This window comes from Microbacterium sp. B35-30, assembly GCF_010634855.1.
In the GTDB taxonomy this organism is placed as follows: Bacteria; Actinomycetota; Actinomycetes; order Actinomycetales; family Microbacteriaceae; genus Microbacterium.
On record NZ_MWLQ01000014.1, the window covers coordinates 180,040 to 196,001 of the forward strand.

Genomic DNA, 15,962 nt, shown 5'->3' on the forward strand with positions numbered 1-15,962 from the left:
CGCGTTCTGGGCGTTTCGTCTCGCTCGTTCCTCGCTCGCTCAACGACCGCCACCAGATCCCGGTCGTTGAGCGAGCGAAGCGCGTCGAAACGCCAGGAGACCCATCATGAGCGGCGGAGTCGTCGCGGCGGTCGACCTCGGCGCGACCAGCGGGCGCGTCATGCTCGGCTACGTGGACGACGGGATGCTGCGCCTCGAGCAGGTCGCACGATTCCCGAACGGTCCCGTGCCGGGGCCGGACGGGCTCCACTGGGACTTCTCCGCGCTGTACCGCCACATCGTGGAGGGGCTCACCGAGGCGTTCCGACGCGAGCCGGGCATCGCGAGCATCGGCATCGACTCGTGGGCGGTGGACTACGGCCTCGTGCACGGCGGCGAGCTGCTCGGCGAGCCGTTCCACTACCGCGACGAGCGCACCGCCCGCGGGGTCGCGGCGGTGCACGCCGAGGCCCCCTTCGAGGAGCTGTACCGCCGCAACGGACTGCAGTTCCTCCCCTTCAACACGCTGTACCAGTACGCCGTCGAGGCGCGCCTCGCCGACGCCGACGTGTCGCTCCTCATCCCCGATCTCGTCGCGTTCCTCCTCACCGGGGTGCGCGTGGCGGAGCGCACGAACGCCTCCACAACGGGTCTGGTCGACGTCCGCACCGGACAGTGGGACCTCGAGCTCGCTACGCGAGTCGGGATCCCGGCATCCGTGCTCCCCCCGCTGGTGGATCCGGGCGAGCGTCTCGGCACGCTGCACGGTGAGGCGCGCGAGCGCATCGGCGCCCCGCTCGAGGTGATCGCGGTCGGCTCGCACGACACGGCCTCCGCCGTCGTCGCCGTGCCGCTGAGCACCCCGGACGCGGCGTACATCTCGTGCGGCACCTGGGGCCTCGTGGGCGTCGAGCTCGACGAGCCCGTCGTCAGCGACGCGGCGCGCGAAGCGAACTTCACGAACGAGGGCGGCGTCGACGGACGTGTGCGCTTCCTCCACAACGTGACCGGCCTGTGGCTGCTCAGCGAGGCGGTGCGCACCTGGGAGGCCGAGGACGGCGCGGCGATCGATCTTCCGCGATTGCTGGATGCCGCAGCCGCCGTCACCGGCGACATCCCGCTGTTCGACGCCAACGACTCGCGTCTGTCGGCTCCCGGCGACATGCCCGCGCGCATCGCGGCCGTGCTCGCCGAAGACGGCGCCGCGGTGCCGGCGACCCGCGAGGCGTTCGCGCGCACGATCGTCGAGAGCATCGCCCAGGCGTTCGCCGACGCCGTGGCGACCGCGGGCCGGCTCACCGGCCGCGACATCGACGTGATCCACATCGTCGGCGGCGGGGCCCTCAACCGGCTGCTGTGCCAGGCGACGGCGGACCGCTCCGGGCTTCCTGTGCTCGCGGGCCCGGTCGAGGCGACCGCGCTCGGCAATGTGCTCGTGCAGGCGCGCGCGCACGGCTGGTTCGGACCCGACGCGACCCTCGAGGACCTGCGCCGCGCGGTCGCGGCCGGCGTGGCTCCCGTACGATACGAGCCGCGCGCGTAGTCCAACGCACGGCCGGCGCGGGCGCGGGTGCCGCGGCCGGGCACCGCGCAGCAGCTGAAGGAGTGAGCACGTGACCGCATACGCAGCGGCGTTCGACTGGGCGCGACGGCAGGTCGACGAGGAGCGCCTGCCCACGGCGGTCCTGGGCGTCGCCACCGCCGACGGCGTGGCCGCCCTCGACGCGTTCGGCGCGACGAACGGCCGCCGTGCCGCCGTCGACGACCCATACTGGCTGTTCTCCATCACCAAGGTGCTGACGGGCCTGACCGCGGCGCGCGCGATCGAACGCGGGCAGCTCACCACCGAGACGCCGCTGTCGTCGGCGATCCCCGAGTTCGGTGCCGACCGCGACGACGTGGTGCGCCTGGGTCACCTCGCAAGCCACACCTCCGGCATCCGTGAGCCGTCTCTCGACCCCGCCGAGGGGCTGCGCACGGCCCTGCTGGCACCGGGTCGCGACTTCGCCGCCGGCACCGCCTCGCGCTACTCGACGGTGGCGTTCGACGGCATCGCCGAGCTGGTGCGGCACCGCACCGGACGGACATGGGATGCCGACATCGCGGGGTGGGCGCCCGCGCTCGGCGCGAGCGGGCTCACGCTCGACCCCGCCGCCGACCCGCACACCGTGGTCGATGCGGAGCGTCTCGGTCTCGACATGCGGGGGTTCGCGAGCCACCGCAGCCCCGGCGCAGGCATGATCGGCACCGCCGGCGACCTCCTCGCGCTCGGGGCAGCACTGCTGCGGATCGGGCAGGGCGAGCCCGGCGGCGTGGTGCAGCCGGCGACGCTGCGAATGATGCTGCGGCCGCTCACCGGCGACATCCCCCGCCTCGAGCCCTACCCGGCCCAGCGCGGCCAGGACTGGGGCTTCACCTTCAACCTCCGCACGCGAGCGCCCGGTCTCATCGACCGCGACGTCTTCGGCCACGGCGGCTGGGCGGGCACCGAGTTCTGGGTGCACCCGACCGCCGGCATCGCCTATGTGCTGCTCACGAACCAGGCGGAGCGGCCCGGCGTCGACGCCGACGAGCTCGACAACGCGGTGGTGTCGGGCGTCTAGCGGCCTCCGGCCGGCGGGCGTCCGGTCGACGTGCGCACCTTCAGCTCGATCTCGAAGCCCTCGTGCACGGGCTCCGTGCGCCCGGCGAAGCGCTCGAGGAGCATCTCGACCGCTCGCGCGCCCATCGCCTCGCCCGGCTGGTGCACGGTCGTGAGGCCGAGAGCGGGGTGCGACGCCATCGGCACGTCGTCGTAGCCGACGACGGAGAGGTGCCGCCCGAGCTCGGCGGCGGCGCGCATCGCCCCGAAGGCGAGCTCGTCGTGAGCCGCGAACACGGCCGTGACCGGCGTGCCGGCCTCGAGCGTGCGGCGTACGACCTGGTAGGAGTTCCCCTCCCCCTCGTCGGTGCGCCAGACGACGGCCCGGTCGCGGTGGCCGGCGGCCGCCATGGCCGCGGCATACTCGCGCAGGCGCACGCCGTGCGGGAAGGGCTCGGCGTGGTCGGACTCGGGCAGCGTCAGGTGGGCGATGTGCGTGTGCCCGAGGGCCAGCAGATGCTGCATCGCCGCCTGCGCCCCGGCCGCGTCGTCGCCGGCGACCACGTCGTAACGGTCGGAGGTGTCGTGTCGCCCGAACATCACGACCGGCACCGATGCCGAGATCCGCTCCAGCCCCGCCTCGTCGACGCGGGGCGAGACGGCTATGAGGCCGTCGACCTGGCGGTCCACCAGAGCCTCGAGCGCGCGCAGCCCTTCGCGCGACCCTGCCTCGGCGGGGGCGATGATGAGTTGGTACGGCGTCCCCTCGAGCGCGCCCGTCGCTCCCCGCACGATCCGCGCGAAGAAGTGGTTCGCGAGGTCAGGGAGTTCGATGCCGAGCGTGTACGTGCGCCCGCGCATCGCGCGTGCGGCGATCCGCGGGCGGTAGTTCAGCTCGGTCATCGCCGCCGTCACACGCGCGCGCATCGCATCGCTGACGCCGTAGGCGTCACGCAGCACCTTCGACACGGCCGCACGCGACACGCCTGCCGCCAGCGCGACGTCTTCGATGGTCGCCGCACGCGGCCGATGGACACTCATGAGACGAGGGTAGTGGCGGGCGGCGCAGCGACGCCGGAGGGGACCGCGCGCGCTGTCACCGCCCCCTCCGGCGTCATGGGCTACCTGACCGAGAAGGACGCCTCGGCGTCGGCGTCGACCGAGCCGCCCACCGACACCGTGTAGGTGCCGGGCGCGGTCACCCATGCCGACGCACCAGCGTCCCAGTACTCGAGCAGGTGCATGTCGGCGAGGTCCTCTGCCGACAGCGTCACCTGCACGTTGCGGTGCTCGCCGGGCTCGAGCGTCACGCGCTCCCAGCCGATCAGGCGCTTCGAGGGCTCACCCGAGGCGTCCGGCAGCTCGAGGTAGACCTGGGCCACCTCGGTGCCGGCGACGTCGCCGGTATTGGTGAGCTTGAACCGCACACGGATCTCCTTGTCTCCCGTGGTCGACTGCGGCGTCACCGTGACCTTGTCGTACGAGAACTCGGTGTAGCTCAGACCGTGACCGAACTCGAACAGGGGCTCGATGCCTTGCGCCTCATACCAGCGGTAGCCGACCTGCAGGCCCTCGCTGTAGTCGACCTGCCGGATGCCGGACGCGTCCAGCACGCCGGGGTACTGCGCCTCCGAACCGGCGGTCGGCGTGTCGGCGAGCGAGACGGGGAACGTCATCGGGAGCTTTCCCGACGGGTTCGCATCGCCGTACACGAGTGCCGCGAGCGCCGGGCCGAACTGCTCCCCCGAGTGCCACGCGTGGAAGACCGCGTCGACGTCGTCGATCCACGGCATCTCGACGGCGGACCCCGCGTTGAGCACCGCCACCGTGGAGGGAGCGGATGCCGCGACCGCCGCGATCAGCTGATCGCCGTTGCCGTCCAGCCGGAGGTCGGGCAGGTCCTGACTCTCACCCATCGTGTAATGGCCGAACACGAGCGCGACATCGGCAGCGGATGCCACCGCCGCGGCCTGCGCCACGTCGGCACCACTGTCGTACACGGCTTCTCCGCCGGCCTGCGTCACGCGCTCGGTGAGAGCGGTGAGCGGGTCGACGAGCGCGGTGCAGTTCAGCACCGGCCCTCCGGGTCCGAACGGGAAGTCCCAGCCGCAGCCGGTCTGCGCGCTGACACCCCCGGTGGGGACGCTCGACGCCGTCTGCCCGATGACGGCGACGGTGAGATCCCCCGACGCCAGGGGCAGCACGCCGTCGTTCTTGAGCAGCACCGTGCTCTGCTCGGCGATCTCGCGGGCGAGCGCCTTGTGCTCGGGCGTGGAGACGTTCGCGACGGGCGTCGCGGGCACCGGGTGGTCGAACAGGCCTCCCGCGATGTAGGAGCGCACCACGCGGAACGCGGCTTCGTCGATCCGCTCCTGCGTGATCTCACCGGCGGCGAGTGCGGCATCCAGACGTGCGGGCGTGAACCAGCGCGGGCGGTTCAGCTCCTGATCGAGACCGGCGTTCAGCGAAGGAGCGGTCGAGTGCACCGATCCGAAGTCGCTCATCACATAGCCCTCGAAGGGGTAGTCCTGTCGCAGGCTCGTGGTGAGGATCTCGTTCTCGCACGCCCAGGCGCCGTTGACCTGGTTGTACGAGCACATGAGGCTGCCGGGATCGCTCTTGCGCACCGCGATCTCGAACGGCAGGTCGTAGATCTGCTTGAACGTGCGCTCGTCCATGTTGGATGAACTGGACTGCCGCGCGATCTCCTGCTCGTTCGCCACGTAGTGCTTGAGGTTCGCGATCACCGGCTTGTCCGGGTTCCCGTCCTCGAGACCGCGCACGTTCGCCGCGGCCATGAGGCCAGAGAGCACGGGGTCTTCGCCGAAGTACTCCGAGCCCCGGCCCGACAGCGGTGTGCGGCCCGAGGCGATGCCGGGTCCGAGGACGACCGCACTGCGCTTGTCGAAGGACTCGCTGCCGTGGGCGACGGCCTTCTGCTCGCCGAGCTCGAGGTTCCACGTCGCGGCCACGGCGATGGGCCCGGGCCACGCCGTGGTCCCCGCCGATTGGTAGACGCCGTCCGGTCCGTTGGCGTAGATGACGACCGGCGTACAGGCCACCTGCGCGGGGTACACGACCGGCGCTTCGCCGGTGAATCCGGGGTTCCACGTCGTCCGAGCGGGGTCGTTCGCCGGCTGCTCGACCAGCCAGCGGTACTTCTGGTGCTGCGAGCTGGCGTCGAGCAGCGCCTGGGCCCGTTCGTCGGCGGACTTCGACGAATCCATCCACGGCACCGTCGCGCAGTCCACCGCGGCGGCCGGCGCGGCGACCGCGACCACCGCCCCGGTGCTCACCAGCGTGGCACCCAGCAGCACCGCGATCACACGTCGACGCCTGTGCGTTCGGCGCGGCTGTCGCTCGTTCTCGGACAACGTCATCGTCGTTCCTCTCCGTCGAGGAGCGATCCGTAGACCGCTCTACATATGTAGACCGCTCTACGGTGACACGCGGCATCCATGAACGTCAAGGTTCTTCTCCCACCGTGATCCACACGCGGAAAGGTGGATGCCGCGCCTCAAGCGGCGCGCACACGTGTCGGGCCCACGCTCATCCGGGGCGCAGCCGGCGATGTCAAGACCCCGGCTCCCGGCATCCTTCCGGGGTTAGCGTGTCTCCATGGACGAACCGCGAACCGAAGACCAGACGCCCGGCGAAGCCACCCCGGGCGACGAGAGGCCCAGCAGCGGCGACGAGAACCCGGTCGGCGGGGACGAGACCACCGAAGAGCAGCTGGAGGCCGACAACCCCGTCGAAGCCGACACTCTCGAGACCCTGGACCCCGACAACCCCCCGGCCTGACCGAAGCGGGCCGCTGACGAAGGGTCCGAGCCCTACGCCTCGCGGGTGATGGTCACCTTGACGTGCAGGTTGCTCTTGAACGGTCCGGCGTAGACGCCGCGCAGCGGCGGGACGTCGCCGTAGTCGCGTCCGCGACCGACCAGCACGTGCCGGTCGCCGATCTCGATGTTGTTGGTGGGGTCGAAGCCCTGCCACTCCCCCGCGAACCACTCGACCCACGCGTGAGACTCGCCGGTCACGGCGACACCCACCTCGGCCGACGGCCGCGGGTGCAGGTAGCCCGAAACGTAGCGCGCCGGGATGCCGACCTCGCGCAGGGCGCCCAGGGTGACGTGCGCGATGTCCTGGCAGACGCCCTTGCGCGCCTCCCACGCCTCGCTCGCGGTCGAGTGCACGCCGGTGATGCCGTGCATGTACTCCACGGCGTCACCCACCGCGACCGAGATCGCGTGCGCCGCACGGCCGGGGTGGTCGTGCTCTGCGGCGATGCTGCGCGCGAGCTCCGCAACCTCGGCGTGGGGGCGCGTGCGCCCGGTCTGCGACAGCTGCTCGACCGTCTCGATCGAGCGGGCCGACTCGCGGGCGAGCTCGTCCCACGTGAGGTCGATGTGCTCGAGCGGGCGCGGACGCACCTCGACCAGCGAGCGGGCGGTGATCGTGAGCGACGAGTGCGGCGACAGCACGTCGAACGCCGCGACCCGCGTGCCGAAGTAGTCGACGTACTGGTTGACGGATGTCGACGGCTCGATGTCGAGCGACGAGTTGAGCACGAACTGGCTGTCGGTGGAGCCCGGGAGCATGCGGGCCTCGTTGTACGAGGCCGTCACGTCGCCGAGATAGCCGAAGCCGGTCTGGTGCTCGATGCGGAGTCTCTTCATGATCGCCGCCCTGGGTGCTGTGGTTCGACAGGCTCACCAACCGGTCGAAAAGTCATGAGATCTCTCCGATCCAGCTGGGCTCGGCCTGGGTCGGGAAGAATCGGCCGCGGATCGCCTCGGATGCCTCGCGCGTGACCGTCTGCACACGGTCCATGTGCGTCGGCAGCTCGCCGAGGATCTCGGAGATGGGCCGGTACTCGAGATCGTTGCGGATCTGCCCGAGCGCCCGCAGCACCGTGTTCGAGTGGCCGACCCGGTCGGCCCGCGGGTCGATCGCGCTCATGCACTCCTCGGCGCGCTGGATCGAGTAGATGATCGAGCGGGGGAAGAGCCGGTCGAGGAGGAGGAACTCGGCCGCGTTGCGGGCGCTCGGCATGCCGCGATACGTCCGGAGATACGCCTCGTAGGCGCCGCACGAGCGGAGGATCGTGGTCCACGACGGACCGGATGCCTCGGTCAGCGACCGCGTCGCCAGCAGGCGCGCCGTCATGTCGGTGCGCTCGATGCTGCGTCCGAGCGTGAAGAACTGCCAGGCTTCGTCCCGGCTGGTGGACGAGTCCACGATGCCCACGGCGAGCGCCGCGCGCTCGCGCACCCACTGGAAGAACTCGTGCACCCGGTCGTTCTGCAGGCGCCGCGGCATCCGTGCATTCGTGGTGTTGAGGGTCTCCCACAGCTCCGACGAGACGATCTCCCGCGCCCTCCGGGCGTTCTCGCGCGCCGCGGTGAGGGCGTAGGCGATGCTCGACGGGTTCATGCGGTCGACGGCGAGACGTGCCAGCACGTCTTCGCGGCGGACGTGCTCGACGCCCGGCGGCGGGGCGGAGCCCATGACGCTGAGGAGCGACCGGCACGCGGTGTCCTCGTCGATCCACGGGTCTTCGAGCAGAAGCTGCAGATGCACGTCGAGGATGCGCGCCGTGCCGTCGCTGCGCTCGATGTACCGCCCGATCCAGAACAGGCTCTCCGCGATGCGACTCAGCATCCCCGCTCACCACCTGACATGTCCCGATTTCGGTCGTTCCTGGGCATTCTTGCGGGGGATTCTGGGACATCCTTCGCCGACATCGGGACACGGCGGGGGGAGGAGACGGATGCCTCGACCGCGGCTTGCTGCTGTTGTTGCTGCTGCTCCTGCTGCTCGACCCGCGAACGCGGGCGGTCGTGCGGCGAGTGCGTCGGCTCGGTCTGGGCGTCGTAGATGATCGGGACGGCGGCGGTCACCGTGGACGCCTGGTCGGCGACGAGCTCGGGCACGCCGCGGCCGTGGCCGTACTCGACCTGCCCGGGCGCCGAGCCGCCGACGATCCAGGTGTCCTTCGATCCACCGCCCTGGCTGGAGTTGACGACGAGCTGGCCTTCCGGCAGCGCGACGCGGGTGAGGCCTCCGGGGAGCACCCACACGTCTTCGCCGTCGTTGACAGCGAAGGGCCGCAGGTCGGCGTGGCGCGGGCGCATGCCGTCCTCCACGAGGGTGGGGATCGTCGACAGCATGACCACGGGCTGCGCGATCCAGCCGCGCGGGTCGGCGCGCAGGCGCTGCCGGAGCCTCTCGAGCTCGGCGGGCGAGGCATCCGGTCCGACGACCAGTCCCTTGCCGCCCGAGCCGTCGACCGGCTTCACCACGAGCTCGTCCAGCCGGTCGAGCACCTCTTCGAGGGCGCCCGGGTCTTCGAGCCGCCAGGTGTCGACGTTCTTGAGGATGGGCTCCTCGGCCAGGTAGTAGCGGATGAGCTCGGGCACGTAGGTGTAGAGCAGCTTGTCGTCGGCGACGCCGTTGCCCACCGCGTTGGCGATCGTAACGTTGCCCAGGCGCGCGGCGAGCATGAGCCCGGGCGCACCGAGCATCGAGTCGGCGCGGAACTGCAGCGGGTCGAGGAACTCGTCGTCGACCCGGCGGTAGATCACGTCGACGCGCTTGGGCCCGCGGGTGGTGCGCATGAACACCTTGCCGCCGATGCACAGCAGGTCGCGGCCCTCGACGAGCTCGACGCCCATGAGCCGCGCGAGCAGCGTGTGCTCGAAGTAGGCGGAGTTGTAGACGCCCGGGGTGAGGACGACGACGTTCGGGTCCTCGATGCCGGCCGGCGCCGAGGCGCGCAGCGCCGCGAGCAGCTTGTTGGGGTAGTCCCCGACCGGACGCACCCGCATCGAGACGAAGAGCTCGGGCAGGGTCTGCGCCATGACCCGGCGGTTCGAGATGACGTAGCTGACGCCCGACGGCACGCGCACGTTGTCTTCGAGCACGCGCATCTCGCCGTGCTCGTCGCGGATCAGGTCGATGCCCGACACCTGGATGCGCACGCCGTTGGCGGAGTGGATGCCGGCGGCCTGGCGATAGAAGTACTGCGAGCTCGCGATCAGCCCGGCGGGCAGCACCTCGTCGCGCACGCAGAACTGGTGCCCGTACGCGTCGTCGAGGAACGCCTCGAGCGCCCGCACCCGCTGCTTCACACCGGCCTCGATGCGCGACCACTCGTCGTACGTGATCACGCGGGGCACGGCATCCAGTGGGAAGGGTCGCTCCTCGCCCGCGAAGTCGAACGTGACGCCCTGGGCGAGGTACGAGCTGGCGAGCGAATCGGTGCGACCGCGCAGTTCGTCCTGGGTCATCTGGGCGAGCGCCTGGTACAGCTCCCGGTACGCCTCGCGGGACTCGGCCGGCGCACCCGGGTGGGCCGGGTTCCCGAACATCTCGTCGAACGCGGGAACCCCCGAGGGCGTCTTGCGCGGCGCCAGCGTGGAGCCGTAGCCGTCGAACAGATCACCCATCCGCACAGCCTAACCGGGACCGTGTTGCCGCGGTGTTTCGACGGATGCCGCGGCCCGGGCGACCGCGCCGGCCACGAGCGGCAGCGCCGCCGCGCTGTCTCCGCGATGAGCGCCCCGACGCGTCGCACGCATCGCGTGCTGCCGAACGGCCCCGGCCGCGGCACGCGAAGCCTACGCTGGCAGCATGGCAGCGGCCCCAGGTGCGGCACGCGCCCCGGCCCCACTGACGTGGATCGCGGGCGTGGCCGCCGTGCTGTTGGCGGCGGGCCTCGGTGAGTTCGTCGCCATGATCGTCAGCCCCTCGGCGAGTCCGGTGGCAGCGATCGGCTCTGCCCTCATCGATGTCGCGCCCTCCTGGGCGAAAGACACCGCCATCGCCCTGTTCGGCACCGCGGACAAGATCGCGCTCGTCGTCGGTATCGCCCTCGCGATGCTCGTGCTGGCCGCCCTGGCGGGCTGGCTTCAGGCGCGCAGGCCGCCGTGGGGCGTCGTCCTGGTCGCGGTCTTCGGAGTCACCGGTGCCGTCGTCGCGGCGACCCGACCCGGGGCCGGCGCCCTGGCCTGGCTGCCCTCGCTCGTCGCAGGTGCGGTCGGCGCCGTCGCGCTCTGGCTCCTGATCCGGCTGCTGGGTCCGTCCACCTCGCACCGCGCCTCGGCCGCGCGCAAGGACGCGGAGGCCGCGACCACCCGCCCGGCATCTGATCCGCAGGTGCGGACGGATGCCGCGGCACCCCCCGCTGCGGCATCCACACCTGGCGCCTCGCCCGACATCCCCGCCGCTGCGGACCCCGGCCACCCCACCGGCACCACCACCCTCGACCGGGAACCGGGACCGCTCGAGCCGCCCAGCCGCCGCGCGTTCTTCGCGTGGGCGGGGGCCGCGGCGGCAGCCGGCATCCTCGCGGCGGTCGTGGGTGTGCGCGGCGCGACGTCCGCGACGGTGGCGGCCGTCCGGCGGGCCGTGAAGCTCCCGCAGCCGGCGGTCGCGGCATCCGCCGTCCCCGATGGGGCGGAGCTCGACCTCCCCGGCCTGGCGGACGTCGTCACACCGAACGACCGGTTCTACCGCATCGACACGGCCCTCATCGTGCCCGAGGTCGATCCCGCCGACTGGCGCCTGCGCGTGCACGGCATGGTGGCGAACGAGTTCGAGCTGACGTGGGACGAACTGCTGGCGCTGCCCCTCGAGGAGTCGTGGACGACGCTCGCGTGCGTGTCGAACGAGGTCGGTGGCACGCTGATCGGCAACGCCCGCTGGCTCGGCTACCCGATCCGCGAGCTGCTCGCCCGGGCGCGGCCCACCGCGGATGCCGACATGGTGCTGTCGCGATCGATCGACGGGTTCACGGCATCCACTCCCCTCGAGGCCCTCACCGACGAACGCAACGCGATCCTCGCCGTCGGCATGAACGGCGCCCCGCTGCCGACGGAGCACGGCTTCCCGGTGCGCATGGTCGTGCCGGGGCTCTACGGCTACGTGTCGGCGACGAAGTGGGTCGTCGATCTCGAGGTGACGCGGTTCGACCGGGCGACCGCCTATTGGACGACGCGCGGCTGGTCGGAGCGCGGACCGATCAAGCTGCAGTCACGCATCGACGTGCCACGTGGCGGCCAGGAGCTGAGGGCCGGCGAGGTGGTCGTGGCGGGCGTGGCGTGGCAGCAGCAGGTGGGCGTCGAGGGCGTCGAGGTGCGCATCGACGAGGGCGAGTGGATGCCGGCGGCCCTCGCGACGGCCATCTCGGACGACACCTGGGTGCAGTGGAGCTTCCCCTGGACCGCGACGACGGGTGACCACGTCATCCAATGCCGCGCGACCAGCAAGGCCGGGGAGGTGCAGACCGAGGACACGGCTCCGCCTGCCCCGGACGGGGCCACCGGCTGGCACTGGCGCACGGTGTCGGTCTTCGACTGACGGCGCGCCGGGCGCCGACCCGGTTCAGGCCGCGAGCACCACGCGCAGCTGCTCGACCGCCCAGTCCAGCTCGGTGCCGCGGATGACGAGCGGCGGGGCGATGCGGATGGTCTGGCCGTGCGTGTCCTTGACCAGGACGCCCCGGCCGATGAGCCGCTCGGCGATCTCGCGGCCGGTGCCGACCGCGGGATCGATGTCGACGCCCGCCCAGAGTCCCACGACGCGGATCTCGGTGACGCCGTGGCCGACGAGCCCCTGCAGCTTCGACTCGAGGTGCTCGCCCAGGAGCTTCGCGCGACGCTGGAACTCGCCGGTCTGCAGCATCTCGACGACGCGCAGGCCCACGGCCGCCGCGAGCGGATTGCCGCCGAAGGTCGAGCCGTGCTCACCCGGGCGGATCACCCCCAGCACATCGCGGTCGGCGGCGACCGCCGAGACGGGCAGGATGCCGCCGCCCAGCGCCTTTCCGAGCAGATACACGTCGGGCACGACGCCTTCACGATCGCACGCGAAGGTCTCGCCGACGCGGCCGAGACCCGACTGGATCTCGTCGGCGATGAGCAGCACGCCGCGGCGCGTGCAGATCTCCCGCACCGCACGGAGGTATCCCTCCGGCGGCACGATGACGCCGGCCTCGCCCTGGATCGGCTCGATCAGCACGGCGACCGTGTCGGCGGTGATCGCCGCGTCGATGACGGCGGCGTCGCCGAACGGCACCGAGACGAATCCGGGAGTGAACGGCCCGAAGTCCGCCCGCGCCTGCGGGTCGTCGCTGAAGCCGACGATGGTGGTCGTGCGGCCGTGGAAGTTGCCGTGGGCGACGATGATGCGCCCGGCATCCGGAGCCACGCCCTTCACCCGACGACCCCACGCACGTGCGACCTTGATGCCGGTCTCGACCGCCTCGGCGCCGGTGTTCATCGGCAGCACGAGCTCCTTGCCGCACAGCGCGGCGAGCGCGGCCGCGAAGGGGCCGAGCCGGTCGTTGTGGTACGCGCGACTGGTGAGCGTGAGGCGGTTCAGCTGCTCCTGCGCGGCGGCGAGGAGCGCCGGATGCCCGTGCCCGAAGTTGAGCGCCGAGTAGGCGGACAGCAGGTCGAGGTAGCGCTTGCCCTCGACATCCGTCACCCACGCGCCCTCACCGCGGGAGATCACCACCGGCAGCGGGTGGTAGTTGTGCGCGACGTGCTCCTCTTCGGCGGCGATGATCTGGCTCATCGCCGCGTCGACCGAGGGGATGGTGGCGGTCATGGTGCTCCTCTTTCCCGCCGTCAGCGCCGCAGCTCGAGCGTGCAGCACTTGATGCCGCCGCCGCCGAGCAGCAGCTCGGACAGGTCGACGAGCACCGGGTTGTAGCCGCGCTCGCGCAGCTGCGCCTCGAAGCCCTTGGCCCGCGGCGAGATGATGACGTTGCGGCCGTCGCTGGCCGAATTGAGGCCGAACACGGCGCCGTCGGCGTCGGCGACGCGGATCGCGTCGGGGTAGCGCTCGGCGAGGATCGCCTGGCTGCGCTCGTCGAACGCGTGCTCGAGGTAGGCGATGTTGGCCTTCTCGACGCCGCCCGGCCCCTCGACCGGATCGAGCACCGAGATGGCGGTGTCGAGGTGGTAGAACCGCGGGTCGATGAGGTTGAGGCTGATGACCTCCTTGCCGAAGACGTCGGCGAGCTCGCGGTGGCTGTCGCCCGTCGAGCGGAAGCCGGTGCCGGCGAGGATCGTGTCGCCGACGAGCAGGAAGTCGCCCTCGCCCTCGTTGACCTCGACGGGCTCGGCGACCTCGAAGCCGTTCGCGCGGAACCAGTCCATGAAGGCCGGACCCTCGGGCACGCGCTCCTGGAACCGGAACTTGGCCCCGTAGGCGACGTTGTCGATGACGAAGCCGCCGTTGGCGGTGTAGACCATGTCGGGCAGGCCCTCGACGGGATCGATGAGGTGCACCTCGTGCCCGAGCGCGACATACGTGTCGTACAGCGCCTGCCACTGGCGCACCGCGAGGGCCGTGTCGGTGGGGTTCGCCGGCTCCATCCACGGGTTGATCGTGTAGCTCACCGTGAAGTGCTCGGGGCGGCACATCAGGTAGCGGCGGACCTGCTGGATGCGGCCTCCGTCGGCAGCGGGCGAGGCCGCTGAGCTTGTAGAAGCCGCCGCACCTCCGGCCACTGAGCTTGTCGAAGGGGCGGGCGCGGTGTTCTGCGTGGACATCTTGCTCCTGTACGAGGGGCGGCGGACGCTGTCCAGGGGCCCGGCGGAGCTGGAGAAGCCGGCAACCGGGCACGCCGACACCATTCTCTCACGAAGGTTGTGCGCGCCCTGGGAGCGCGTACGCCCGGCGGCGTCAGCCCGCCGTAACGACGACCTTGCCCACCGCGTGGCCGGCGGCGACGTGTGCGAGGGCGGCGGGCGCGTCGCCGAACGCGAACGTCCGCTCGATCACCGGGCGAAGCGACCCGTCGGCGGCGAGCGCGACGAGTCGGGCGAGCACCTCGGGCGTCGCGGTCGCCGCGAGCGGGCGGAGCGGCCGCCGGGAGCCGATGGACATCAGCGCGGCGCGCAGGATCCTGCCGATCGGGCCCAGCACGCGGCCGCCCTCACCCGACACGAGCACGACCCGGCCGCCGTCGCGCACCAGGCGCTGCAGCACGCGCAGCGGTGCGGTGCCGGCGATGTCGACGACGACGTCGAACGTGCCGTCCTCGAGCTCCGGTGCACCGGGCTGCACCCGGTGATAGTCGAACGTGCGCGCTGCGCCGAGGCCTTCGACGACCGCGCGGCTGCGCTCGCCGCACAGCGCCCACACCTCAGCGCCCCGGAGCGCCGCGAGCTGCACGACGAACGTGCCGACGCCGCCCGAGGCGCCGATGACGAGGACGCGATGACCGGATGCCGCCTCCCCGCGTGCGAGGGCCTGCCACGCGGTTCCGCCCGCGACCGGGAGCGCGGCGGCGGCGCCGGGTGCCAGCGCCGCCGGGCGCGGCACGAGCCGTGCCGCGGGGGCGACGGCGTATGTCGCCAGTCCCCCGCCGGCGGGGAGCTCGCCGACCACTTCGTCGCCCACGGAGACGCCGGTCGTGCCCTCGCCGATCGCGATCACGGTGGCCGCGGCATCCATCCCCCGCACGGGCTGGCGCGGCCGGCGCAGACCGAACGCGAGACGCACGAGGAGCGGCTCGCCGCGCATGACGCGGATGTCGCCGTTGTTGAGGCCCGTGGCGCGCAGGCGCAGCAGCACCTCGCCGCGTCCGGGCGCAGGGACGTCGACCGTCTCGCGCGTGACGGCGTCGGCCTCGCCGTAGCGATGCTGGGTCCAGGCGGGCATCGCGTCGGTGCCGAGCGCCGTGGGACTGTTCGCGGACATGTCATTCCTCCGGGTAGTCGAAGAGGTCGTCGAGGCCCACGCCGAACGCGCGGGAGAGCTGGAAGGCGAGCTCGAGCGTAGGCGAGTACCTGCCCTGCTCGATGGCGATGAGGGTCTGTCGAGTCACGCCGATCCGGCGGGCGAGCTCGGCCTGCGTGATCCCGGCCGCCTCGCGCACGACTCGGATCGAGTTGGTGACCTTGGTGGGCTTGACCATCAGACGAGTCCGCGCCGGTACGCGATGACACTCGCGATCCCGCCGATGATCGACGAGACCGCGAAACCGAAGAACATGGTGTTCGCGATCCAGAACCAGTCCGCCTCGAAGGCGCACAGGACGATGACACCCAGCCCCGCGATCACGAGGAACGCCTGCCCGACGCGAGTCGACATGTGCGCGATGTCGCGGTCGCGCTGATCGCTCTTGCCGACGCCCTCGGGATCCTTCACACCGGCGAGCATGCCCCACACGATGCTGAGCACGATGGCGCCGACGATGCTGGCTCCGATCGTCCACAGCATGATCGGCACCCAGTCGACGTCGGTGAGCGGCCCGCCGGCTGCCTGCTGCAGCACGATCACGACGTACACGCCCATCCCGATCACGCTGACGATGAGGCTCGCCCAGATGTTGCGCTCCTCGTAGACCATGGCTCCTCCAGCGGTGTGTAAAAGATTCTTGACA

14 protein-coding genes are annotated in these 15,962 nt (G+C 71.6%); 4 read left to right on the forward strand and 10 right to left on the reverse strand.

All coding sequences use genetic code 11. From position 1 onward, the window contains the following. Positions 1 to 106 precede the first annotated feature (106 nt). Positions 107 to 1,522 carry a rhamnulokinase family protein gene (locus B2K11_RS08380; RefSeq protein ID WP_163617809.1) on the forward strand — a complete coding sequence of 472 codons (1,416 nt, stop codon included), beginning with the start codon at positions 107 to 109 and terminating at the stop codon, positions 1,520 to 1,522. 70 nt (positions 1,523 to 1,592) lie between these two features. Then, entirely contained in the window at positions 1,593 to 2,582 is a 990-nt protein-coding gene (locus B2K11_RS08385) for a serine hydrolase domain-containing protein (RefSeq protein WP_163617810.1), read from the forward strand. On the opposite strand, the gene B2K11_RS08390 is transcribed toward B2K11_RS08385, so the two are convergent. Beyond that, a complete protein-coding gene (locus B2K11_RS08390; protein ID WP_163617811.1) occupies positions 2,579 to 3,601 on the reverse strand; it encodes a LacI family DNA-binding transcriptional regulator in 1,023 nt (340 codons plus the stop codon). The genes B2K11_RS08385 and B2K11_RS08390 overlap by 4 nt on opposite strands. Before the next feature lie 80 nt (positions 3,602 to 3,681). Continuing rightward, positions 3,682 to 5,940, reverse strand: a complete 2,259-nt coding sequence (locus tag B2K11_RS08395; protein WP_163617812.1) for a glycoside hydrolase family 3 C-terminal domain-containing protein — start codon at positions 5,938 to 5,940, stop codon at positions 3,682 to 3,684. A 238-nt stretch (positions 5,941 to 6,178) separates the two neighbouring features. On the opposite strand from B2K11_RS08395, the gene B2K11_RS08400 reads away from it, so the two are divergent. Further along, entirely contained in the window at positions 6,179 to 6,361 is a 183-nt protein-coding gene (locus B2K11_RS08400; RefSeq protein WP_163617813.1) for a hypothetical protein, read from the forward strand. A gap of 32 nt (positions 6,362 to 6,393) precedes the next feature. Here the strand turns inward: B2K11_RS08400 and B2K11_RS08405 are convergent, their stop codons facing one another. From B2K11_RS08405 to B2K11_RS08415, 3 genes are read right to left on the reverse strand one after another with little or no spacing between them, the layout of a single operon-like run. Further along, positions 6,394 to 7,239, reverse strand: a complete 846-nt coding sequence (locus B2K11_RS08405; protein ID WP_163617814.1) for a transglutaminase family protein — start codon at positions 7,237 to 7,239, stop codon at positions 6,394 to 6,396. Positions 7,240 to 7,291: 52 nt separating this feature from the next. Continuing rightward, on the reverse strand, positions 7,292 to 8,224 hold the full coding sequence (locus B2K11_RS08410; protein WP_163617815.1) for an alpha-E domain-containing protein: 933 nt from the start codon (positions 8,222 to 8,224) through the stop codon (positions 7,292 to 7,294). Continuing rightward, complete coding sequence (locus B2K11_RS08415) at positions 8,218 to 10,011, reverse strand: circularly permuted type 2 ATP-grasp protein (protein WP_239525864.1); 1,794 nt, start codon at positions 10,009 to 10,011, stop codon at positions 8,218 to 8,220. The genes B2K11_RS08410 and B2K11_RS08415 overlap by 7 nt, the downstream gene beginning before the upstream one ends. Before the next feature lie 184 nt (positions 10,012 to 10,195). Here B2K11_RS08415 and B2K11_RS08420 point away from each other — a divergent pair, with 184 nt between their 5' ends. Further along, the gene (locus B2K11_RS08420; RefSeq protein ID WP_163617816.1) at positions 10,196 to 11,923 is read left to right on the forward strand and encodes a molybdopterin-dependent oxidoreductase; all 1,728 of its coding nucleotides are present in this window, start codon (positions 10,196 to 10,198) and stop codon (positions 11,921 to 11,923) included. Between the two features lie 24 nt (positions 11,924 to 11,947). Here B2K11_RS08420 and rocD read toward each other — a convergent pair whose 3' ends face one another. From rocD to B2K11_RS08445, 5 genes are all read right to left on the reverse strand, one after another. Further along, positions 11,948 to 13,174 (reverse strand): ornithine--oxo-acid transaminase, encoded by a 1,227-nt coding sequence (gene rocD / locus B2K11_RS08425; protein WP_163617817.1) that lies wholly within the window; start codon positions 13,172 to 13,174, stop codon positions 11,948 to 11,950. Positions 13,175 to 13,194: 20 nt separating this feature from the next. Then, entirely contained in the window at positions 13,195 to 14,124 is a 930-nt protein-coding gene (ddaH, locus tag B2K11_RS08430; protein ID WP_345770765.1) for a dimethylargininase, read from the reverse strand. Positions 14,125 to 14,257: 133 nt separating this feature from the next. Beyond that, the gene (locus tag B2K11_RS08435; protein WP_163617818.1) at positions 14,258 to 15,277 is read right to left on the reverse strand and encodes an NAD(P)-dependent alcohol dehydrogenase; all 1,020 of its coding nucleotides are present in this window, start codon (positions 15,275 to 15,277) and stop codon (positions 14,258 to 14,260) included. Between the two features lies 1 nt (position 15,278). After that, complete coding sequence (locus B2K11_RS08440) at positions 15,279 to 15,494, reverse strand: helix-turn-helix transcriptional regulator (protein WP_163617819.1); 216 nt, start codon at positions 15,492 to 15,494, stop codon at positions 15,279 to 15,281. Beyond that, the coding region (locus B2K11_RS08445; protein ID WP_239525866.1) for a hypothetical protein at positions 15,494 to 15,962 on the reverse strand (469 nt) is incomplete at its 5' end. The genes B2K11_RS08440 and B2K11_RS08445, both read right to left, overlap by 1 nt.

What these genes read in the sequence shown, in the direction of transcription:
- B2K11_RS08380 (WP_163617809.1), top strand. Translation starts at nt 107, where the DNA reads ATGAGCGGCGGAGTCGTCGCGGCGGTCGACCTCGGCGCGACCAGCGGG.
- B2K11_RS08390 (WP_163617811.1), bottom strand. Translation starts at nt 3,601, where the DNA reads ATGAGTGTCCATCGGCCGCGTGCGGCGACCATCGAAGACGTCGCGCTG.
- B2K11_RS08395 (WP_163617812.1), bottom strand. Translation starts at nt 5,940, where the DNA reads ATGACGTTGTCCGAGAACGAGCGACAGCCGCGCCGAACGCACAGGCGT.
- B2K11_RS08400 (WP_163617813.1), top strand. Translation starts at nt 6,179, where the DNA reads ATGGACGAACCGCGAACCGAAGACCAGACGCCCGGCGAAGCCACCCCG.
- B2K11_RS08405 (WP_163617814.1), bottom strand. Translation starts at nt 7,239, where the DNA reads ATGAAGAGACTCCGCATCGAGCACCAGACCGGCTTCGGCTATCTCGGC.
- B2K11_RS08410 (WP_163617815.1), bottom strand. Translation starts at nt 8,224, where the DNA reads ATGCTGAGTCGCATCGCGGAGAGCCTGTTCTGGATCGGGCGGTACATC.
- B2K11_RS08415 (WP_239525864.1), bottom strand. Translation starts at nt 10,011, where the DNA reads ATGGGTGATCTGTTCGACGGCTACGGCTCCACGCTGGCGCCGCGCAAG.
- B2K11_RS08420 (WP_163617816.1), top strand. Translation starts at nt 10,196, where the DNA reads ATGGCAGCGGCCCCAGGTGCGGCACGCGCCCCGGCCCCACTGACGTGG.
- rocD (WP_163617817.1), bottom strand. Translation starts at nt 13,174, where the DNA reads ATGACCGCCACCATCCCCTCGGTCGACGCGGCGATGAGCCAGATCATC.
- ddaH (WP_345770765.1), bottom strand. Translation starts at nt 14,124, where the DNA reads ATGTCCACGCAGAACACCGCGCCCGCCCCTTCGACAAGCTCAGTGGCC.
- B2K11_RS08435 (WP_163617818.1), bottom strand. Translation starts at nt 15,277, where the DNA reads ATGTCCGCGAACAGTCCCACGGCGCTCGGCACCGACGCGATGCCCGCC.
- B2K11_RS08440 (WP_163617819.1), bottom strand. Translation starts at nt 15,494, where the DNA reads ATGGTCAAGCCCACCAAGGTCACCAACTCGATCCGAGTCGTGCGCGAG.